This is a genomic window from Acinetobacter sp. ANC_7513 (assembly GCF_056779915.1).
The window spans coordinates 127,062-150,517 of the sequence record NZ_JBWYIW010000006.1; the positions used below are offsets into that span (position 1 = coordinate 127,062).

At 39.4% G+C, this 23,456-nt stretch carries 15 protein-coding genes; 6 read left to right on the top strand and 9 right to left on the bottom strand.

The features are described 5' to 3' along the window. Positions 1 to 90: 90 nt before the first annotated feature. The 8 genes from AC1M9B_RS08570 to AC1M9B_RS08605 form a co-directional block, all read right to left on the bottom strand. On the bottom strand, positions 91 to 1,458 hold the full coding sequence (locus AC1M9B_RS08570) for an ATP-binding protein (protein ID WP_481591464.1): 1,368 nt from the start codon (positions 1,456 to 1,458) through the stop codon (positions 91 to 93). A 27-nt stretch (positions 1,459 to 1,485) separates the two neighbouring features. Next, a complete protein-coding gene (locus tag AC1M9B_RS08575; RefSeq protein WP_481586744.1) occupies positions 1,486 to 2,979 on the bottom strand; it encodes a UvrD-helicase domain-containing protein in 1,494 nt (497 codons plus the stop codon). A 163-nt stretch (positions 2,980 to 3,142) separates the two neighbouring features. Beyond that, positions 3,143 to 3,925: a bifunctional phosphoribosyl-AMP cyclohydrolase/phosphoribosyl-ATP diphosphatase HisIE gene (gene hisIE / locus AC1M9B_RS08580; RefSeq protein ID WP_092767251.1), complete on the bottom strand. Its 783-nt coding sequence runs from the start codon at positions 3,923 to 3,925 to the stop codon at positions 3,143 to 3,145. Positions 3,926 to 4,016: 91 nt separating this feature from the next. After that, positions 4,017 to 5,102: a patatin-like phospholipase domain-containing protein gene (locus AC1M9B_RS08585; RefSeq protein ID WP_481591463.1), complete on the bottom strand. Its 1,086-nt coding sequence runs from the start codon at positions 5,100 to 5,102 to the stop codon at positions 4,017 to 4,019. A 58-nt stretch (positions 5,103 to 5,160) separates the two neighbouring features. After that, positions 5,161 to 6,780, bottom strand: coding sequence for an ABC1 kinase family protein (locus AC1M9B_RS08590; protein ID WP_481591462.1), 1,620 nt, complete (start codon positions 6,778 to 6,780; stop codon positions 5,161 to 5,163). Positions 6,781 to 6,799: 19 nt separating this feature from the next. Continuing rightward, entirely contained in the window at positions 6,800 to 7,456 is a 657-nt protein-coding gene (locus AC1M9B_RS08595) for a ubiquinone biosynthesis accessory factor UbiJ (RefSeq protein ID WP_481591461.1), read from the bottom strand. Positions 7,457 to 7,475: 19 nt separating this feature from the next. Further along, positions 7,476 to 8,420, bottom strand: a complete 945-nt coding sequence (gene ubiE, locus AC1M9B_RS08600) for a bifunctional demethylmenaquinone methyltransferase/2-methoxy-6-polyprenyl-1,4-benzoquinol methylase UbiE (protein ID WP_179998846.1) — start codon at positions 8,418 to 8,420, stop codon at positions 7,476 to 7,478. Positions 8,421 to 8,643: 223 nt separating this feature from the next. Continuing rightward, complete coding sequence (locus AC1M9B_RS08605; RefSeq protein ID WP_481591460.1) at positions 8,644 to 9,354, bottom strand: DUF8198 family protein; 711 nt, start codon at positions 9,352 to 9,354, stop codon at positions 8,644 to 8,646. 195 nt (positions 9,355 to 9,549) lie between these two features. Between AC1M9B_RS08605 and pap the strand changes: the two genes are divergently transcribed. Further along, positions 9,550 to 11,004, top strand: coding sequence for a polyphosphate:AMP phosphotransferase (pap, locus tag AC1M9B_RS08610; protein ID WP_481591459.1), 1,455 nt, complete (start codon positions 9,550 to 9,552; stop codon positions 11,002 to 11,004). Positions 11,005 to 11,068: 64 nt separating this feature from the next. Here pap and AC1M9B_RS08615 read toward each other — a convergent pair whose 3' ends face one another. Beyond that, positions 11,069 to 11,581 carry a hypothetical protein gene (locus AC1M9B_RS08615; RefSeq protein ID WP_035264037.1) on the bottom strand — a complete coding sequence of 171 codons (513 nt, stop codon included), beginning with the start codon at positions 11,579 to 11,581 and terminating at the stop codon, positions 11,069 to 11,071. A gap of 187 nt (positions 11,582 to 11,768) precedes the next feature. Between AC1M9B_RS08615 and AC1M9B_RS08620 the strand changes: the two genes are divergently transcribed. The 5 genes from AC1M9B_RS08620 to AC1M9B_RS08640 all read left to right on the top strand — a co-directional run bounded on the left by AC1M9B_RS08620 (position 11,769) and on the right by AC1M9B_RS08640 (position 23,407). Beyond that, positions 11,769 to 15,437: an exodeoxyribonuclease V subunit gamma gene (locus AC1M9B_RS08620; protein WP_481608950.1), complete on the top strand. Its 3,669-nt coding sequence runs from the start codon at positions 11,769 to 11,771 to the stop codon at positions 15,435 to 15,437. Then, positions 15,434 to 19,153, top strand: coding sequence for a UvrD-helicase domain-containing protein (locus tag AC1M9B_RS08625; protein WP_481608951.1), 3,720 nt, complete (start codon positions 15,434 to 15,436; stop codon positions 19,151 to 19,153). The genes AC1M9B_RS08620 and AC1M9B_RS08625 overlap by 4 nt, the downstream gene beginning before the upstream one ends. Positions 19,154 to 19,240: 87 nt before the next feature. Further along, positions 19,241 to 21,010 carry an exodeoxyribonuclease V subunit alpha gene (gene recD, locus AC1M9B_RS08630; protein ID WP_481591456.1) on the top strand — a complete coding sequence of 590 codons (1,770 nt, stop codon included), beginning with the start codon at positions 19,241 to 19,243 and terminating at the stop codon, positions 21,008 to 21,010. A gap of 605 nt (positions 21,011 to 21,615) precedes the next feature. Then, positions 21,616 to 21,903 (top strand): hypothetical protein, encoded by a 288-nt coding sequence (locus AC1M9B_RS08635; RefSeq protein WP_035264045.1) that lies wholly within the window; start codon positions 21,616 to 21,618, stop codon positions 21,901 to 21,903. Between the two features lie 40 nt (positions 21,904 to 21,943). Continuing rightward, complete coding sequence (locus AC1M9B_RS08640; RefSeq protein ID WP_481608956.1) at positions 21,944 to 23,407, top strand: S8 family peptidase; 1,464 nt, start codon at positions 21,944 to 21,946, stop codon at positions 23,405 to 23,407. Positions 23,408 to 23,456: the final 49 nt, after the last annotated feature.

Here is a 23,456-nt window from a genome sequence, read left to right on the forward strand (position 1 = left end):
TACACAATTCAGAATTATAGCGAAAAAAAGCTTAAATTTCTGTTTAAATTGAGTGAGTCATACCCGATTAATTCATCTATTTCCAATCAATTAGGGTAAGGAAATACTCGATAAGTCACCAGCTTGGAGATACTCAATGAAGCGCTGTTTTTCTGACGCTGATAAATTTTTGAAGTGTTCAAACAAACGCAAGCCATCAAGCGTATCAGTAGTTCGATTCACTTCAGAGATTTGGCCATCTTGTAAATCATTAGCCATGAGTTGAGCAAATAGTTCATCATATTGTTCCCTGATTTGGTTTTGTTCTATTTCAACAACTTTTCGATTTTCTAATTTAAAATGTTGTAGATCTACGTCATTGTTTAAAATCAATTCAGAGCATGCAGATGCGATAATTTGAATTTGTGGGAATGCTTCATGCAAACGGCTGAGTACGTTTTGCACAAAATCTTCATCCACTTGAGCATCAATATTGTCAATTAATAGAATGCCTTCACCATCAAGGCATGGGTCAATACTATGAGGATTCAGGAGACAAAGTCGTCTGACAATATCACCTACTAAACACAACCATTGACGATACGAATTAGATAATTGCGAAAAAGGAATTTCTTGACCATTTTGTACCAGCATCAATTGGATCTTGGGCGTGTATTCAATATAAATGTCACTGATCGACGGGAATAATGTCTGGATGGCTTTCTTGAGTGCTTTGAGTGATGGTAGTTGCATCTCTGCTTCAAGATTCAATAATTTTGCAACTAAATCCTCTTGGTCATGATGAGAGGATAATTTTTGATTGGTTTGAATTTTTTGAAAAACTTGTGCTAATCGTGCATTTTCGATGTCACTAATTTCACGAAACCATTCGAAGAACCGAGCAAATGTTGTATAAGGGAGTGCTGCAAGTTCGTAGGCTGCATGTGTTTGTAATACAGCAGGATTATTTTTGCTTAGCAAATTCACTTCGTTGATAAAGCGATCAGAAGGATAGTAGGCCACCATAGGCATGCCTTGAGCAGGATCTTGTTTGATCGCTTGTTGATAAAGATGAACGAGTGATTCTAATTGAGTCGTTAGCGCTTTACTATGACCTACACCTTTGCTAGTTAATGTTTTATAGAGTTGCCATTCGCACAAACCCTCTTCATTGTTTTGCACGGTCGCAGCCTGTTCAATAGATCCAATATCCGTGGGATATTGAACACAAATATCTATTTTGGCTTGAATGTGTTTGTGCTTAATATCCGAATCAAGCATGACTACACCAGCAGTTCTTAAATCTTTGGCACGTGCAGCAAACCACGTTAAAGCTTGATAAATATTTTTAATTATCGCAGTTTTACCAGAGGCCTGATCACCTAAAATAATAGATATTGGTCGTTGAGTTGGATCAAATTTAATTTTTATATCTGAAAAATGATAACAGTGACGTAACTGAATAGATTGAACTTTCATATTTTGCCTGCAACTTATCGTAGGGGATTATGCTGTTGCTTTCGTTTTAATCGTGGATTTAAGTTTGAGTTGTTGTATTAAATCATAAATATGATGAATATTTAAGCTGCTTTTTGCTCGTGTACATGCAACATAAAGTAAACGTAATTCTTCATCGCTAATTTTATGTTCTAGTCCATTAATTTTAAATTGGTAATCATCTTCTAAATGCACACGATTCCATTCTAAACCTTTGGCTTTATGAGCGGTTGAGATTACATAGTCCGCTTGTTCAATGGGTGTGATTTTGGCAAGAGCTCGTTTGAGTGGATCTGTACCATGTTCATCAACCAATTTAACCAAAGGCTTGATGTCGCTACCATCATTTGTTTCACAATATTCATGCACATCATGCCAAGAGTTAAACCAAGCTAACTCTGGAACGTCCGTTACTCTTTTACCTTGTTTAAGTAAGCTTGCAGCGTCAACAAAGCGATTTAATTTCGCATGATCGGCTTGCAGGCTCACTTTGTCCCCTTGAACTAATCCTGAGAGTAAAAGTTCCATTGCGCGTGCGTTAGTACGGCACAAAATCGCATCTCGCATTTTGGTATGAGGCTTGTTGACGACTTTTGATTGGAGTTCGGGGTTGCCAATCAACGGAACAGTCTCATTGAGTGCGCCTAATAAGTGATTAGCAACTTCAGCGATATCATCACCAAAACGGAATGAAGTGGTTAGGCGCGATTCGGGTAAAGGCATTTGTTGCATCGCATTGACTGCCCCACGCCATGCATAAATTTGTTGATGTGCATCGCCGACATAGATGACTTGCGTACTTTTTTGCTTGAGTAAAATCCCTAGCATGAGTGGGTCAGCATCCTGTGCTTCATCAAACAATACATAGTCTGCGGGTATAAAAGGATCTGATAAAGCCCATAATTTGAGATAGATATCATGCCCAATGCCAGCCTGATGATTAGGGTCGATTGATTCTAACCAACGACGTTCGACTGCAGGATAGAGGTGTTGCTGTAATACCGCAATATCGTCAGCATGTAGCCAACTTGGTGCTTGAATATGTCGGGGTGCAGGATATTGCGAGCTTGTTGAACAGAAATAACTAACAGCATTTGCAACTAAGCCCGCCAAACGACTAGGCATAAGCGCATATTTTTCGTAACGCCCCCCCATGAGTCGGCGTAATGTGATGGGTTGCAAACGGTATTCTTTGGCAATAAAGCTCGGGCTCAAGCGTGGGAGTCTAAGTTTATCTGTCACTCCACGTGGAACGCTTCGAAATGCTAAAGAGTGGAATGTACGACAATCCACGCGCTGATGAAATTTTTGTTGAGCCTCGCTGGCAATCGCTTTGTTAAAGGCAAGATACATACCGCGACGCTGTTGCATCGCATCACTGACTAATTTAAGCGTTGTTGTTTTACCTGTACCTGCATAGGCAATCACTTTGAAGGATTGACCAGATTGCGCTTGTTGAATCGCAATTTCTTGTTCTAAGGTAGGTTTGACAATGACAGACACAGGTTGATAAATCTTCAATGGTTTTAAAAATGATCAGTGAGTATAGCAAGAATTTACAAAGGGGAGAGTTCAATCTTCTTCTTTTTGGATGGGGAGTCTTCGGCGACTTAAAAAGCCGAATTAAATAAAAAAGCCATGTTTGAACATGGCTTTAAAGAGTAAATTAATGCGTGCGATTTGCTTTTTCAACAAGTCCTGACAGACCCTGACGTCGTGCAAGCTCATTTAAAACGAGTTGAATATCAAGATCGAAGTAACCCAGCATCACTATGGTATGGAACCAAACATCAGCAACTTCATAAATTAAATCATTTTGGTGATCCAGCGTCGCTTCTTGTTTGAAATCTTTAGCAGCTATTACCGTTTCAAAACTTTCTTCACCAATTTTTTCAAGTATTTTATTGAGACCTTTATGATAAAGCTTTGCCACATAAGAAGAGTCAGGATCTGCAGATTTACGTTCTGCCATCATTTGACCAAGATAATGTAACACATCGACTTGCTCAGCTTGAGCTGTTGATGCATTCATCACTTTACTATGCGCATTCTCAGACTTTTCGCCATAAATTTGGTTCGGATCTTTCAATTGAGCGTCTACAATTTCCCAACCGTTTGATGTTAAGCGGCGATAAAAACATGATTCACGTCCTGTATGGCAAGCAATGCCACCATGTTGCTCAATTTGAAGAACGATCACATCAGCATCACAATCTAAACGAATTTCATGCACAGTTTGGAAGTGACCTGATTCTTCGCCTTTATGCCACAATTTGCTGCGTGAACGAGAGTAGTAAACAGCTTGATTTTTTTCTGCTGTAAGTGCCAAAGACTCACGATTCATCCAAGCCACCATCAACACTCGACCTGTTTGATGATGCTGAGCAATGGCAGGGATTAAACCTTGTTCGTTAAATTTTACTTCATCGAGCCATTGCGTATTGTTCATAAGGATTTCACCAGAATTAAATGAGACACTACAAAATTGTAGGTCATTAGTTTAAGCGAATAAATCTTTGTAGGGGAGAGTAGAAATTAATTTATTTAAGATCTTGCATGTATTCTTCAAAGTTTTGCTTATGGATCATTTCTAGGAATGCATCCCCTAATCGTTGACTTTCAGCTACAGACTGTTTCCAAAGCTCGATTCGTTTTTTTTGATCAAGCCCTTTCAGTGTGAAATCTTTGCGATCAGGAAGACGTCCTAAAGGAAGTGATCTTAAATAAGACTCAGAGGGTGAAATCAATACGGTTCGTGCTTGATATTCAGCATTAGATCTACGTTTTTTGAGGAACTTATCGAACCAACCTGGTGTTATTTGATCTGTAAAATGAGGGTAGAGGACAATCCCATGACTCGGTAAAGGTAGATCAATATGATAATCGATTAGCCCGCCATCACGATAAGCAGCGACATCTGCACCTTCGATATTTCTGACCGCCGGCATCACAAATGGAATGGATGCAGATGCCATTAACCAATCTTCTAAATTTTTTTCAGTCAACGCATAATCAAGATGTTCGAATTCATTTTTGATGAGTGAAAGTCGTGAAGCGTTGTGTGGTTGGGCAATTGTACGTTGCATGAAGTGCCCAATTTTAGCTCTCGAAAAAGTATTGAGACCGATAATGCCAGCAACTGCACGGGCAAGCATAAGAGGATGATCACTTTGAAATTTTTTCGATGACTTTACTGACAAAATAGCCAAATGGTAGTCGGGATGATCAATAATTTGATTGGTTTTACCTTGAAGGAGGGCTTTAAGCATGCCGCGACAGACGTCTCCAACTTCAAGAATATTCATCTTAGGTCGAAATTCAAGATGGGTATATAAGTCTGCTAATTTGGATGTGCCTGCTTGTGCACCATGCGCTGCAATACTTGCAAAACGCCAACTCCCAATGGATGAGCCAATTAGAGTCCGCTTTTTGGGTGCTTGAGCAAAGAACTCACCAAAAACAGCTAGGTCCAATCCTTGAATTCCAATACCTTTGGGACCACCTGCTGCTCCAGGAACAAAATCAACCGCACTGGCTTGTAGACCTTGTTCTTGAATGATCTGTTTTGCTTTATAACCTACATGAATATTCAAGCAAGGTTGAGTGGTCTTGAGGATATGTGTCATAAGCAATTCAGCGACTAAAACCTATTGATGTAGCAAGTTTTGACATGAGATAGTGAACTTATTTCACCATACGCCACATAGCAATAAAAGATGCCAACACAATTAAAATCATGGAAATAAACCATGGTGCGATCACAGCGATTGAGAGCAGAATTGCGATTACACTTCCGAAAATCCAACTACGCTTTTGCTGATGCTCCATTTGCAAGCGCAGCGTTTGAAGTTCATTCAATTGTTTAGCATGCCATGCAGACTGATTTTTTAAACCGTTAAGACTGTCAATCAGTAAAGTCGGTAAATCCTGAGCGCCCAATAACAAGTCTGGGATTTTTTGTCCTAATTCTTTAATATTTTTTTGAGGATTCATTTGGGCTTTAACCCAATCCGTTAGAATTGGCTTTGCTAACTTCCAAATATCTAATTCAGGATAAAGGTCTGTACCTAAGCCTTCAACATGTACTAAGGTTTTAAGCAATAACATCAGTTGTGGTGGAATTTCTAGATGAAAACGTCGAGCGATGTCCATCACTTGGATCAATATGCCTGCGAAATCTAACTCATGCATCGGTTTCGAAACCATAGGTCCTACTGTACGACGCATTTCACGTGCTAAAGCATCTTGATCCGTGCCTGGTGGAATCCAACCTGCTTGATGCACAATCTGAATCAATTGCATGAAATCACTGTTCATGACTGCCAGCAACATACGTGCTATCGTCATTTGATCGTGCTTGGAAAGCTCGCCCATGATGGCGCAATCGAGCGCAATAAATCTTGGATTTTGCGGATTAATCGTTTCTACGAAAACATTACCCGGATGCATATCTGCATGGAAAAAATTATCGCGAAACACTTGAGTAAAAAAGATTGTTAAGCCTTTTTCTGCTAAGTCTGCACGATTCATTCCTAAACGATCAAAGGTCGCAGTATCTGAGATAGGCACACCAGTGATACGCTCTGCCACCATTACATCCGGACTATCCATATATACTTCAGGCACATACATCATGCTTGAGCCAGTAAAATAATGGCGCATACGTCGTGTATTTTCGGCTTCAAGAGTCAAATCGAGTTCATTTAAAATGATTTGACGATAATCTTGAATAATTTCTGATAGATGTAAAGCACGGGCAGCTTCTAGCCTTTTTTCTAAATAGTGACCAAGCCATTCTAAAATTTCAAAATCTTGAATAATTTGAGCACGTATATTCGGGCGAGTTACTTTCACGACAACTTCACGCCCATCGTGAAGAGCAGCGGTATGTACTTGAGCAATTGAAGCAGCAGCTAGCGGCTTATCATCGAAGCGCTCAAATAATGTGGAAACATCTGCTTTAAGTGATTCTTGAATTCTTTGCTTAGCCACACCAAGATCGAAAGGTTTAACACGATCTTGTAATAACACCAATTGTTGTAATATTTCTGGTGGAATTAGATCGCGACGCGTAGAGAGGAGCTGCCCTAATTTAATTGCGAGTGGCCCCATTTCTTCTAAAGCTTCTTTAAGCTTTAAAGGATTTTTACGTTCTCGACTAGAAAGTGCAGCAGGATGCAAACGTATAAGATTCAGCAGGGGGCGAACCTTTGCAGGAATATCTTCCGCAGGTACCAACGTGTCGAGTCTATAGTGCGCAGCTATACGCCAAAGTTCGATTAAACGTCTAATGTGCGGAATCATATATGCAATTACCTGAAATCTACGAAGGGTTAAATTTTGATTTTAAAAGCTGAATTTTTGCTTCTAGTCGATCAATATCTTGATTAAGCTGGCGAGTTCCGTGGAGAAGATCGTCCATTTGCCAACGTGGTGCGAATAGTCCAGTATCTTCTTTTAAAAAGTCTTCCGCAAAAAAAAGATGAGATTGAAGTGACTTAATTAAATGTTGTGGTGCTAATTGAACTTTGCCGATTTGACTTGCAAGATTAGGTCCGATCCAATCACTCAATTGCGAAGCGAGGTCTGGCTCAGCATTTTGTATAATTTTTTGAATGTCTTGCAGAAGGCGATAGTCACCTTGAACGGGGATATTGCCAATGTCATGTGCTAGAAATAGTTTGCACAAGTCGACCACATTATTAACATGCAATGTGGAGTCTGCTTCAGTAATCGTGTGAGCTTGCTCCCAAGGCCGCTGTTCGAAAATAGAGGGTTGAGTGCTATGACCTGTTACTGTTGGTTCTAAACGAACTTTATTTTCATCAAAAAACACATCAACGGAAAGCTGTGGCGCATCGATCACAACACGAAGCATTTTCCCTTGTAATTGGTTAAATTGGATACGAGTAATCGCATCCAAATTAATCCAATGATGTATGGTTTTTTCAACTGCACCCAGTGCTAAGATTGACCACATGACGAAGTGCTACCTGCGGTTAGAGTTTAAAACCACGGTGAACTGCAACAATACCACCTGTTAAATTGTGATAATCGCAGTTTTGGAAGCCCGCATTTTCCATCATGCTTTTCAATGTGCGTTGGTCTGGGTGCATACGAATTGATTCAGCAAGATATTTATAGCTTTCAGCATCATTTGCCACAATTTTACCCATGATTGGTAAAGCAGTGAATGAGTACAAATCATAGAGTTTTGAGAAAGGCTCAAAGACTGGTTTTGAAAACTCTAATACAAGTAAGCGACCACCTGGTTTAAGTACACGATACATTGCTGCAAGTGCTGCATCTTTGTCTGTTACATTACGTAGACCAAAACTGATGGTGAGTAAATCAAAACTGTTGTCTTCGAAAGGCTCGAGGGTTTCAGCATTCGCCAGTACAAAATCAACGTTGGTACAACCCGCGTCGATCAGACGGTCGCGACCTACATTCAGCATGGATTCATTAATATCAGATAATACAACATGCCCAGTAGGACCAACTTCACGACTAAATACTTTCGCTAAATCACCAGTACCACCAGCGATATCTAAAACGCGTTGCCCACGGCGAACGCCAGACATATTAATGGCAAAACGTTTCCACAAACGATGAATACCAAATGACATTAAGTCATTCATAATGTCGTATTTTGCGGCAACTGAATGGAAAACTTCAGCGACTTTTTGCGCTTTCTCTTCAGAATTTACGGTTTTATAACCGAAGTGTGTCGTTGGTCCAACGTTTCCAGTATTCGCACCACGTGGCAAATTATATTTCGGCACTGAAGAATGTACTGGCGTATCTGTCAGTTGCTTTTGTAGCGATTGTTGCTGACCTTGAGGTGCGCCAGTTGGTAATGGATCTGTTAAAAAAGGACTCACGTTGTCTTTATTATTTGCCGGCTCAACCTGAGCATGAGGCTGTTGATTTTCATTAGACATTCGAGTCACTCCTGAACACAAATAATATTAAATCTGAATTAAACTGCATAATGACAGATTCTTCAGTTTTTTTCAGTCTAGATTATGCAATTGATATGAATAATATACAGAATTAAAGCGAAGTTTCATCCATGAAATGAGAAGATGTTCTTTTATTTTCGATATTCTGACCAGACGCTTTTACGCTTTTCGGCTGATCAGAATCTTGGCTGATGAATTTTAATTAAGCGATTTGGAAGGGATTTTCTTTCCCTGTGTGGACATTATTCACAATGATTCGCTCTTTTTCTGTAAAACTCCGAATGAAGGTCGCAGCCGATTTCATTGGTTTCATAGCGACAAAGCCTTCACCAATAAAGTCATACATCAGTTCAAAATTATATTTGCTTGCTGCACCTTTACACATTTTAAACGCTGTGTGCATGATGAATGAACGCATGTATTTGTCCAGACTCAGACCGAGCTCATCCAACAGATTGAGTTGTTCATGGCGCGCTTGCTCTTGATCTAAAGCCACTAGAGTTTCACGCATCATTTCATCAGTAATGGGTTGGTCTTTTGGATAATGTTGGAGTAAATACTGTGCAACTTGTTCATCCAGTTGCATCGCCAAGACCGCCAGTCCTACAGATTTTAACCCAGTTTTAATGGCATTTTCTGGAATGATTTTTTCAGCTTTGTGTGCGTATTTTAGTAAACGTTCGATTTGCAATGCTAGGTCATCAAATTCAGGGCCACCATAAAGACGGTTAATAAAATATTGAGCCATCAGCTTATTTTTGTCTTCAGCGAATAACTCAGCATGTGTGTGAAGTATGCGCTGTTTTAGCCAATTTTGAGCATCATTTAACCTTTGTTTAAGTGCCGGATTCTGATGATAATTGAGTTGTTTGTATTGTTCTAAAAGTTGATCTAATGCAGCAAGTTTGGACATGTTCTAGCTCAATTAAAAGGACTGAAAAAAGCATAATAGGTTGGATTGCGCTCGACTATGACTGTTGAAATCTAAAATAAAACCTTTCAGGTCAGTCATGGATGAAAAGACAATTGCAATAAATTGTACCTGAAGATTTAAGTTGATACTGTTCCTTGCGTATACTGTCGAAAATACAATAATTTTGAGTGGGCTATGTCTGAACCAAAACAACAATTTGATAAAAATACTGATCAACCCGAAGATAAGAACAAAATATTTGACGCAGATCAGATCAATTTAGACTTAATTGAAGCGCAATATGCTCTCAAAGATACACGTGGTAAGAAAAATGCCAAAAGCTTAGTGGTGTTGGTAAGTGGCATTGAGTTAGCAGGTAAAGGAGAATCGGTTAAGCAATTAAGAGAATGGGTTGATCCACGATATTTGAAAGTCAAAGCTGACCCTCCTCACCTTATTCAGCCGAATATCCCATATTGGCAACCTTATGCACGTTATATTCCTGCTGAAGGACAAATGATCGTCATGTTTGGAAATTGGTATAGTGATCTTTTAGCCACATCCTTACATGTTTCAAAACCATTTGATGAAACCATGTTCGAAAATTATTTGCAGCAAATGCAAAGCTTTGAGCAGGATTTAAAAAATAATCATGTTGATGTCGTGAAAGTTTGGTTTGATTTATCGTGGAAATCATTACAGAAGCGTTTAGATAAAATTGAACCTTCGGAGCAGCGTTGGCATAAATTGCATGGGCTGGATTGGCGCAATAAAAAACAATATGAAAATGTACAACGATTGCGTCAAAAATTTACCCAAGACTGGGTCATTATCGATTGTGAAGATGAAGTATGTCGTGATCAGAAATTCGCAGAAGTTGTATTAGCGCGACTGAAAGATTTGCCAAATCATCCTCAAAAAATGCGCCAAAAATGGCATCAAGCGGATATCCCAGAAATTTTAACGTCCCCCAATGAAGCAGTACTTGAAAAAGATCAGTATAAGGCTGAACTCAAGAAACTGACCAAGAAGGTCGCTGAAGCATTACGCGCAGAAGGACAAAAAACGGTGATCGTTTTTGAGGGGATGGATGCCGCAGGTAAAGGTGGTGCGATCAAGCGTATTGTGAAAAAGCTCGATCCAAGAGAATATGGAATTTATAACATTTCTGCGCCCGAAAAGTATGAATTGGCGCGGCCTTATCTCTGGCGTTTTTGGAATAAACTGCTTGAAGATGAAAAAATCTCGATTTTCGATCGCTCTTGGTATGGTCGTGTATTGGTGGAAAGAGTTGAAGGTTTTGCAACGGATGTGGAGTGGAAACGTGCATATGATGAGATTAATCGCTTTGAAAAAGATCTAGTAGATACGCAAACAGTCGTTATTAAGTTTTGGTTGGCCATCAGTAAAGAAGAGCAAGCCAATCGTTTCAAAGCACGAGAGGAAACACCGCATAAGCGTTTTAAAATTACGGCTGAAGATTGGCGTAATCGCAAACGTTGGGATGATTATTTATTGGCTGCAGCAGACATGCTCCACCGAACAAACACCGAAGATGCGCCGTGGTATATCATTGCTACCAATGATAAATATACTGCACGCCTTGAAATTTTGAAGGCAATTTTGAAACAATTAAAAGTAGATGTTTAGAGCTGGTGAGAGGTATAAATAAAGCCCTTACAGGGCTTTATTTATACGTATAAGGTTTTATGGGTTAAGCGTATTTCACAACATTTGCTTGTTGTTTTTGTTGAATGCTTTTGGCAAGTTTATAGCTTTCTTCAACATGAGCCTCAGCCACTTTTTTCATGACAATATAACCCAAGCTAGCTGCAATAATTGAACCGCCCAATGGAATAAACTTAGTCACTTGCTTGGTCAACACTTTGGCTGCCATATTGTTCAGCGAAGCTTTAGCGGCAGTACGAGCCACGACTAGACCAGAAAACTCGAAACCGCGTTTGCGTAGTTCGTTCCAATGGATTTTTTTGGTTTGAGGATCAAAAACGCTGATTTGTTCAGGAGCTAAGCCAAAGCGAGCATTAATTTCTGGAATTAAAATTGACAACATACCTACGTCAATCACAACATCTAAAAAGGGCACAGGAATGACAGCAACACCTGCTGAAACATAAGAGCGTTTTTTGACGAGTTCAAGACATTCATCTCGAATTTGTTCTAAATTTAAATTTGGGTCGATTGTTTCTGGAATTTTATCAATTTTCATTTATTTATCACCTAATCAAAGTCTATGGTTCTCGATCCATCACATGATGAACATAGCGCGAGATGAAAGTTTTATTAAAGTCATAAAGTAAAAGTGACATAGTCAGATTAAGATGTATAGTAATTTATGTTTATGATTTTGTTCACACAACTTCATAACGTGTTCGTTGTATGGTGAAAGGGACCTTATGGGAATTCATGTAATTCAAAGTCAGCGCATTGAAGTTTTGGTACAAGGCATCATCACAACTCAAAAGCGTCCCACGAACAACCCATTTGCAGTCCTACAGCAACAACATTTTGTGGTGCCTTCTGCGGCAATGCAAGAGTGGTTAACCCAACGGTTATCTGAACACCAAGGCATCAGTGCAAATACATTTTTCCATCAACGTATTCGTGGCTTTCAATGGTATGCCTACCAGCAAATTTTGAGTGACAAAGATAAAGTACGTAAAGCGAATATTCCACGTCTGATTATGAAGTGGCGTATTTTCCAAGCACTCAAACCTTTTATACAGCGTGCGCATAATCAGCTTGAGGTTGAACATCCTTTATTCCCATTAATCACACGTATCTATGACAGCGCAGCACGTATTGAACAGTCAAATGAACAATATCGAAAAAAAATGAGCATGTTGTATTGGGTGTCTGATCAAGTGTCAAAATTGTTCAGCAATTACATGATTTATCGAGCAGATTGTCGCCGAGCATGTGAATATGATTGTCGTTGTCCTGAAAATTGGATTCAGGTATGGGGGCGTAATGAAGCACTCAATATTGAACAACAATTACAATATCTAAACGATCAAGATTCCAGTTTTAAATTTTCGCAGGCACAACAATTAGAGGCTTGGCAACGTTGGTTATGGCTCAACATTTTTCATGAAGACTTTGTTGAAATGCAAAGTATTGATCATGATTTTTGGGGTGTACTTCGTGATGAACAGCAACAGAAAATAGCCCTCAAAAAACTACCACAGCAACTGATCGTTTTTACACTCTTGGATTTACCACCAAGTCAATTACAGTTTTTGCGCCGTTTGGGTCAGTACATTGATGTGTTGATTTTGCATTACAATCCCTCACAAGAATATTGGGCGGATAGTGTCGATCCGAATTGGAAAAAACAATATGACTTAAAGCTCAAAGAGCGATATATCGAAAAGTTTCAGCAAAAGCATCAAAGAAAACCAGCTGATAATGAAGTTGAGCAGTTTTTTGAGAATTTTAGTCTGAGCTTTAATGGGCTGGCACGTGAGTCCAGACATCCCTTATTAACACGAATGGGAAAGCAGGCACGTGATCACTTTTCTCTGTTGTCTAACCTTTCCTCGGGTGATGAGGGGCAATGGATAGATGCTTTTGTGGATGAAGCACCGCAGCATTTACTGAGCCAATTGCAATCAGATATTTTACATTTGGTTGAACCTCAAGCTCAAAGTTATGTATTAGATCCAGCAGACGATTCAATCCACATTCATGTTTGTCATTCCGCTGTACGACAGCTTGAAGTCTTAAAAGATCAATTGATCCGATGGCTTGCTCAGTCAACAGCAGAAGCACCACGCCGTCCGAGTGATATTTTAGTTCTTGCGCCTGATCTGAAGCAAATTGAGCCTTTGATACGGAGTGTGTTTCCGCAAAAAAATACTGCAACAGGTGTTTATCTGCCAGTAAAGCTAGCTGGTATCACGCAGTTAGATACAGTATTGGCATGGCGTTCAGTGTTAGGGCGAATTGAACTGATACAAAGTCGATTTACCATTGATGATTTTGCTGATTGGTTGAACTTAGCAGCGACCCAGGTGAGATATTGCTTAGACATTAACGGGGCTGAGCGCATCTTATCGTTGTTGAGACAAGCGGGATTTCGACGAGGTTTGGATGAGCAACATTTGCAAAAAACATTGGCGGAGTATGATCAAGACTATCGGTTCAGTTTTAAGTATGCCTTAGATCGTTTGGCGCTGGGTGTGGCTGTTCCAGTTCATGCGATGTTTCAGGAGACCTTAAGTTCTCATGTAGTGGACTCGGGTGATTTTCACTTAATTGCCACGCTCATTGAAATATATAAGCACTTTGTAGAGCGTCGAGATTGGCTCACGACGATTGAAATCGAAAATGATCAAGAGACGTCAGAGCATGTTGAATTTTGGCTCAATCGTTTAATTTTAGAAGTTAATGAGTTTGAAAGCGCTGGTGTAAGCTCGTTAGAGATGATTAAAGAGATTATTCAAAAGCAAATAAGAATGCTAACGCTGGCAAATTTCTATGAAGAACATGATCAAGCCATTCTTAAAAACATACGTTTGCCTTTGAGCTATATTCTGACTGAAATCCAAAGCACCCTTGAATCGCAACTTGATTATGCATTGCCAACTGGACAAATTACATTTAGTCAAATTGGTTTGATTCGGCCAATACCGTATAAGTTAATTGTCATGATGAATTTAGATGGCGGGAAGTTTCCAAATCGGGAGAGCCATTTACCTTTTGATTTAATGGATTTACTCAAGCCAATGATTGGTGATCGATCACGTTTAGATGATGATCAAGGTGCTTTTTTAGACGCTTTGTTATTGGCCAAAGATAATCTCTGGCTATTCTATAATGGTTTTGATGTAGCCGATGGTGAAGTGCGAGATCCATCAAGTAGTGTTCAGGAATTGCTCCAACATCTCGCGTGGATCATAAAAACATCAGATCAATCTTCCTCGAATACTCTCATTGATATAGATGGCATTCAAGTTCATCAAAATTTGAGCACACTCTATACGGTGCATCCTTTGCAACCCTTTGATCCTGATGGTTTTCAGCAACAGCATCAGCGCTATGACGATGAATGGTATGCCGTGGCTTCTAACCTCAATCGTCAGGATCAACGTGGTCATAGAGCGGCTTGGATTAATACCTCGCTTGAATTGAATCAGGACATCATGGTCTTGGATGCTGAACAATGGATCAAAGATATCTGTTTTCCTGCGCGTCTTTATTTAAAAACCTTAGGCGTATCTAATTTAAAGGATCAGGATTTCCCTGAGGTGAATGAGCCGTTGTTATTAGATGGATTGGCGCGATACTCTATTCGTGACTTTTTACAACAGCAGCCAAATGTTTCGAAGCTTCAGACTGAATTACTCAGTGACCAGCTTCCTGTCGGCAAATTACAAGAAGTCAGTTTGAAAATGAGTCTGTTAGAGCATCAACAGTTATTAAAAAGACAAAAGTGCTATGTTGATGAGCCGACCAAAATCACTCAGCGCGTCATAGCAATAGATGATATACAGCTTCAAGTGACCGTTCCTCAAGGGGATGAGACGAGTTGGGTGAGTGTTTCAACATCCAGTGCACGCGCACGACGACGAGCACATGTGTGGTTAGAATACTTACTTTGGTTAAGTTATCGAGACTTACCAGATCACCTTGCAACTGAAATGCAGCGCATCCAAATCTTTAGCGATAAAACCATTATGTGTACTGGCCTGACGACGAAACAAGCTCAGGATATGCTTTCCCAATGGATTCAGGCATATAAACAAGCTCAGATAGAGCCTCTCGTTTTACCTGCAGCATTGCTGATGAAACTTGCTGTAGATGGAAAAGCATTAGAATGGGTCACTGATGAAAAGGGTCATCAGCAGTTAAATAACTTCGATAAGCTATTAAATGAGTGGAATAAAAGCGATGCCTTTCTGAATTATAGTTTAAATGACAGCGAAGAAAGTCATTTGCACCGAGATTGGCAGTATATTTTGCAAGATTTAGATGCTGAGCACCTATTAAAACAAGCGTGTGATCAGTTTGCTTATGTCTTATATCAGCCGATATATATGTATCAATCGGAGGCTGAAATATGAGTCAAAAGCCTACAGTCTCGTATCAGCCAATTGTGGATATGCATTTCACTGGATTGCATTGGATTGAGGCTTCTGCGGGGACTGGAAAAACGTATACGCTCTCCAGCCTCATGGTCAGAATTTTATTAGAAGAATATTTACCAAAGCAGATTATTGCGACGACATTTACACGCAAAGCAGCGGCTGAATTGAAAAGTCGAATTCGTGCACGTTTAATCGAGGTACTTGGACTTTTAGAGTCATGTCGTGAGCTAACTCAAGATCAAGTTCAGGCGCGTGCAAAATTAGAATCAGATATTTTATATCAAGTGATTTTAAATCAATTTTCTGGCTTGATTGCACATGCATGTGCACGTTTAAAATTGGTGATAGATCAGCTTGAAGAACTCTTTGTTGGTACCTTGGATAGCTTTAGCCAAAAGCTTCTTCGTGAATTTGCATTTGAGAGCGGTAAAATTGAACGAATGCAAATCACCAATGATGCAAAACAATATACGGTTCAGTTAATTCATGATGAATTACGGGCATGGATTCAACAGCAGCCTCAATCAACTGTAGATTATTTGCTGCTTAAGAAAAAAATTAAGTCACAAGATGCTTATATCGATTTAATTGAAACGAGTTTGAATTTTTCCTCTGCTTATTTCAAAGCAGTGCCAGCGCCGACCATAGATGTAGACGCTTTCAGAACTCATGCAGAGCGCTTCATACAGATCGAGCTTGAAACGCTAGATTCATTAATAGACTTTTATGATCCTGAAGGGCAGTATTATGCTGTAGTCGCAAAGAAGTGGCGCGATCAAGATAAATTAAAAATTACACTCACGCAGTTGTTGCCTGAATTCCTTGATCAAGTTAAATCCCAAGGCATTGAAGTCATTTTTGCGTCGCATCTCAGCACTCATCTTAGTCAGTTGAATGAATTGAGAAAAAAAGTTCTCAATAAATGTCCCGTCGATGTTTTGGCGGCATTTGAGCAACATCCTATTATTGTTGAACTTGCTGAGTTTTTTAAACACTTTGATAAGCTCAACCAACAACTCGAGCATTTGGAGAGTTATTTACAATATTATTTAGCGCAGCAAGTAAAACAACGTCTGCCAGAATTGCTACAGCAAAAATCCGAAACCACATTTTCACAGCAAATTCGAACTTTGGCCGAAGCACTGCAGGGAGCGCAAGGTCAGGAGTTTGCAAAGTACGTTCACGCGCGTTACCCACTTATTTTAGTGGATGAGTTTCAGGATACCAACCAAGATCAAGATGATATGTTGGCGCAGATTTGGAGACATCCAAGTCGTGTGAAGCAGGGTTGTATGATTATGGTGGGAGACCGTAAGCAAGCGATCTACGGTTTCCGCGGTGGAGACATGCTCACGTTCCTAAAAGCATATCAAGATGTTGAAACTAAAGCAGGGCGTTTTTACCAACTTGTGCATAATCATCGCTCAGTGAAACCATTGGTCGAAGTCGTCGATGCATTGTTTCAACAACAAATGGATTTTGGTGAACAAGTTGAATATACGCCTGTTACAGCAGGTACTCGATCGCATCCATTATTGATCCAATCCGGTTTAGAAAATTATGCTCCGCTTCGTTGGGTTCAAGTAAATGATAAGGAACACGAGTTAGAGCAGGTTGCTTGGAAGATACGGGATTTGCTCAATCAGGCTGCCCAAAGTCAGCTATATTTCGAAAAGCAGGGGCAACGTATTGAGCTTCAGGCAGATGATATCGCTGTTTTGTCTCGTAACAATCCTGATTTAGATAAAGTTCATCATCACTTATTGATGTTAGGCATTCCTGTAAATCGACCTTCACGAAAAAGTGTCTTCAAAAGTGGAATTGCTCGAGATGTTGGTGCAATTTTGACAGCCATCATGAATCCATTTGATGAAGCTAAATTAAAGAGAGCTTTACTTACACGATTGATGGGTTTTAATTTACATCGCTTTTTGCAACTTCAAATTCAAGCAGATGGATTAAGTTTATTTATCACGAAATTTGAAGAAATTCGTGAAATGTGGATGGGTCAAGGCTTTTTAACGGCATGGCAAAGTTTCCTCACAGAATTCAAAGTTTGGACAAACTTGGTTGAGCAATTCAGCTATGACAATGAACGCGAAGTGGTCAATCTACGACACATTTCAGAGTTGTTGAGCCAAAACAGTGATGAGTTAAGAGGTATGCACACCCTTTATCATTGGTATATGCGGCAGCTTTCAAATCCGATGGAAAGAGAGTGGGAAATTGAAAGACAGTTGAGTAATCAAGCGGGCGTTCACCTTTTAACTATTCACCAATCTAAAGGATTGGAGTTTAAGATTGTATTCTTGCTTGGCGCAGATCGTAAACTGTCAGATCGAAGCGAACTTAACTTTTCAATTCGTGAAGTGCAGGATAATGGAACTGGAAAGTCCGTCGCACAACGTGTCGTGGCGTTAAAGCGTGAAGAATTATTGGAACCATTAGAGGTTGAGCAACATGACCAACGTGCTTTGGCAGAGCATCGACGATTATGGTATGTGGCCTTAACTCGAGCACAACACCGCGTTTATTCAATGATGAGTGATCAAAAAGGGCAATCTATTTATGGTTTGGCGTTTTGGCGTGGTCATGGTGCGAACCAATTTCAGCATGCTTTCAGTTTAGATGAGCCATGTTTAGAGCAATGCCCTGAGAAAGTAATCGCAAAAAAAGAACATCATACTGTTCAAATGATTGCGCAGAAATATCCTCAAGTTCATTTTTATCCTAGAGCCAAAACCAGTTTTAGTTATCTCGCACAACATTTGAGTCATCAACAAATTAAAGATCGTATGGCGGCTCAAGATATGATCGAACATCATGCGAGTGATGAGGTCAATACTGTGACGCTCATGACTCCATATCAATTTGAGGATTTGGATCATCAACAACCTTTGAGTTGGATTCGTGCTCATTTTCCGATGGGAACATTAGCTGGAAATTTCCTACATGAAATTTTTGAACATATCGATTTTCAAGATCGCCGAGATTGGACATTAGAAATTCGCCGCCGTTTTAAAAATGCCTATTCAGGTTTATGGGAGCAATTATTCGCTAAATTTCAATCAGATTTTCCTCAACATCATGATGCCGAGCAACATCTGTTAGAAATGATGGCTGAATGGTTAGCAGAGGTTTTAGAGACACCTATTCAACCTGAATTTCGACTCAAACAATTAGTACCTGAAGCACATTTGGCTGAATTTCCATTCTATTTGGCTTTAGCAGACCGAATATTTGGTATTCAGCGTATTCAGCAATTATTTTTAGAGTTTGGGCTTAATATGCCCGAATTCAATGCTGCAAATTCAGCACGTTACCTCAATGGTTCTATTGACTTGGTTTATTATGATGGGAAGCGCTATCACATTGCCGACTATAAGAGTAATTATCTCGGAAATCATGTGGAAGACTATTCAGCTCAAGCTATTCAGCTGAGCATGACGCATGCAAGTTATTGGCTACAAGCAGCCCTATATTTGGTGGCATTACATCGCTATTTAAGTATTCATATTGATGACTACAACATCGATCGAGATCTTGGTGGTGCCAGTTATTTATATTTACGTGGGATGAATGGCACTGACCAATATGGATTTAATTATTGGCGTCCTAGTTCAGAATTTATTCTAAGATTAGATGCAATATTGGGCTATTTTGCTGAGGATAAAAACAGCAAAATAGCATGAATATTTAAATGAATTTATTATTAATCATTAATTTATCTTGTGGATAATATTGATGATAAATGTGTAGATAACTATGAGGATAACTGTGTGGAAATTAATCAGAATGAAAAAGTTGATGTTCCTCAATGGGTAACAACTTGGGCTGAATATATCCTAAATCAGTATCTTTCATCAGATGATTTAAATGAACAATCCATTAACACCATTGAACAAGTTCTGATGGCATCTACTGTCGGCGATAGTTGTATTGATTTGAAAGGGGAGGTTATCCAAGATCTGAGTAAGTTGCTCGTGAGCGCAGAGCTTGCAGAACAACAGGTCGCGCCTTTTGTTTATGATCAGAACTATTTGTATTTATATCGCTATTGGCAATTAGAGCAGCGTTTAGCTCAACAAGTTTATCGTTTAAAGCAGCAAACGATAGTGCCTGTAGATTGCACAAAATATGAAAAATTATTAATCGATCCATTTCAAAAGCAAGCCTTAGAAATAGTATCAAGGCAAGCGCTGAGTATGATTACAGGTGGTCCGGGTACAGGGAAAACGTATACTCTAGCGCGTATTATTGCCGTATTAAATGAGTCGAATCATCAGTTAAGAATCGCAATGGCTGCACCGACAGGGAAAGCTGCACAGCGAATGAAAGAAGCATTGCAAAACTCATTAAATGACGATGCAATGCTCAATATGGGTTTGGATATTGCCCACTTAAAGCAGCAAAATACGTTAACGATTCACCGTCTTCTGGGTTTAGGGCATAGCGCTCAACCTAAATACAGTCTGAAAAAGCCATTACCCTATGATGTGGTGGTGATTGATGAAGCCTCAATGCTCGATCTCAATCTCGCGACGATGCTTTTTGAAGCAATTCCAGACCAATGTCGTTTGATCTTGTTAGGGGATGCACAGCAGTTGGCCTCGGTTGATGTGGGGATGGTATTGGCGGATTTACAACAAGTAAAAGCGCTTAATGACCATCACGTCAATTTAGTGACCAGTCGAAGATTCAAAGCAGGTGCAAAAATCGGTGATTTGGCAAGGTTCATCCAGTCACATCAATGCTCACCACAAAGCTCGAAAGTTGAGCTATTGGCTAAATTTGAGAAGGAGATTTGTAGAGCATCTGAAATCCAACAGATTAATTTAGCTGAGCTTCAAGAGGATCTTGTTCAACTAGAGTATTTGAATAAAGAATATTCAGATCAAGATTTAAAAGCCTATTACCTTAAATTAAGCTCGGGGTTTACGGATTACTTTAAAGCACTCAACCTTTATGTCAGAAATGGATATCAGCAGCAGGATGTGGCTGAAATTATTCAAAAATTTGATGATTATAGGATCTTAGCTGCAGTGAGACATGGACATTTGGGATTGAATCGTTTGAATGATGAAATTGAAAGGGAGCTATTTCAGCACATGCGGATATCACGACACGACCTTTGGTATATTGGTCGCCCTGTCATGATGACATATAACGATTATCAACTCGGGCTTTCTAATGGTGATATTGGGATATGTCTCAGACATCGCCAGTTTGCTGATCAATATGAAGTATATTTTCCAAGTCTTGACCAATGGTTTCCAGCATCACGTTTACCAAAGTCAATGCAAACCTGTTATGCGCTGAGCATTCATAAGTCGCAAGGTTCTGAATTTAAACACACTGCAGTTGTATTAGATGAGTTTGCGTCACGTCTATTGAGCCAAGAATTATTGTATACCGCGATTACGAGGGCAAAAAAAGCAGTCAGTTTATTGGTGGATACTGATGCTTTATTTGAGGCAATAAACATTAAAACAATAAGAAAAACAGGTTTATTGAATAAATTAAACACTTTATTTATATCTAATATTTAACGATTGGTTGAAAATAGAAAACCTTTGTAGGAAATATCTTACAAGGATTCGAGAAATTGGCGCATAGAGCTTCGTACAATTTTTTGCGATGATTGCTTGCATAAAAGGTTCAACACGGAAAGTTGAGCAATATCGCATAATTACAATAATTTATAGTCGAGAGACTGCGAACTTACAATGATGTAAGTGATAAAAGAGGAAACTTACAGCCGCTAAGCCTTGTAGTTTTGGGAGAGACTACAGGGCTTTTTTATATACATATAAGATTAAATTGATTACATAATGTACGCAATTTCTTACATAAAGATCAGAAAACTGCGACTTGTGTTGCATAATGAATCTGGCAAAATAGTCATATAAGGAAATGAAACCTTAAGAACAAGGACCGTATTAATAATAAATGTGTGTGCAGCACTTACAATAAAAATATAAATAACAGAATCATAACTAAAATATAAGAATCTACAGCGCAAAAAAGGCCCTATGACTTGTCATAAGCCTTTTTTAACCGTTTATCTCAATCTTAATTTTTAGGCATCTTTATACTTGTTTTGACTTAACGATTCTATTAAAGTGCGTAAAAAATATCACTTTACAAAAAAACCATGAAAAAATTCATAATTTTAATCATTTTGGTGAGTGTTGTTCTGTTTGGGTTGTATAAATGTTTTAAGCCTGCAGATCAAAACACTTCCTCAGTCGCTCAGATTGATTCTCTATCTGCTCCTGAGAGTGGACAGCAAACGCCAATATCGCCTAACGAAGATCAAGTCGAAGATTTAAATGAGTCTGAGAAGATGCCTGTTACTGATTCTCCAGATTTAGTAGATCCGAAGAGCGATTTTTCGATTAAGCCTATTGATCCAGAAACTGATCCAGCCAATCAAGTGTAATTTTTTACCCTGCGCACTAAAAACATAACAACGGAGAATAATTATGTTTAAAACTTTATCATTAAGCGCATGTCTGAGTGTTTTGATGGTCGGAACTGCGATGGCTCAGATGAGTCCTGTAGCAGCTAACGCTCAATTGAACAATCAGGCAAAACAAAAAGTGTCGAAAGGTGGTATTAATCTGTCGGCATTACTGAACAACAGTTCAAATGATTTAATCGTTGAATATCATGTTGACACTAATCATTTAGAAAATAATCGCACTCAACTTCGTGAACATCTTGCTCAAAAGAAGCAATCGATTCAATCGCGGTTTATACGTTTAGGTGGTATTCAATTACTACGTGATTATAATGCTTTACCATATAGCTTTCATCGCGTTCAAAAGCGTGACACGCTCGTAAGCTTATTGAATGACCCGAATGTAAAAGCAGTTTATCCAAATAATGTTTCTTATACGACAGCATCTCAAAGTCTACCATTAATTGGTCAAGTACCTGCGGCTGCGCAAGGCTATACTGGTGAGGGGACAACAATTGCTATCTTAGATACAGGTATTAATTACCGACATTCAGATTTTGGTAATTGTACAGCGCCAGGTGTACCATCATCGACTTGTAAAGTTTTAGAAACTGTCGAGGTTGCTCGAGAAGACTATCAGTTAGATGTTAATGGACATGGAACTAACGTTGCAGCAATTGCTTCTAAAGTTGCACCAGGTGCAAAAATTGTCATGCTTGATGTCTTCACTGGTAGTACCTCTAGAGATGGGGGGCCGGCATACGATTATGATCTAGTGGCTGCCTTGAATTGGGTGGCGAACCACTCCCAAAGCAAAAACATTAAATCTGTAAACTTAAGCATTGGTAATGGACGTAGTTATTCCTCAACTTGTACTAGTTCCGTACTTACAGATTCTTTTTCGAAGTTGAGAGGCTATGGGGTATTACCAGTTGTTGCATCTGGTAATGATAGCCATCTGAGTGGTATATCCTATCCAGCATGTACTGCGGGTGCGGTCAGTGTAGGAGCGGTTTATGATGCTAATGTAGGTTCAATTGGATTTAAAAATTGCTCTGACAGTGCAACTTATAGCGACAAAGTAACGTGTTTCAGTAACTCGAGTCGTAATTTAACTTTATTGGCGCCTGGTTCACGTATTACCGCTGGCGGATATACAATGGATGGTACTTCAATGGCTGCACCTCACGTCGCTGGGGCTGTTGCTGTGTTACGTGCGAATAATGCTTTCCCGAATGAATCATTGGATCAAATTGTTGCACGTATGACGTCTACGGGAGCTTTGGTTACGGATCATCGTAACTCAATTCGCACACCTCGTTTGAATTTAATTGCTGCGTTAAATGGTGCTCCATCTACTCCAGCACCACAACCCCCTGTTGTTGAGCCACCTGTAGTGACGCCAACTCCTACGCCAACACCAACTCCAGCACCACAACGTAACTGTCGTACTTTCTTATTTGTGACAATCTGTAGTGGTTAATTAATAGCTAATAGATTAAAACTTTAAAAAAAGGCATCTAAATGATGCC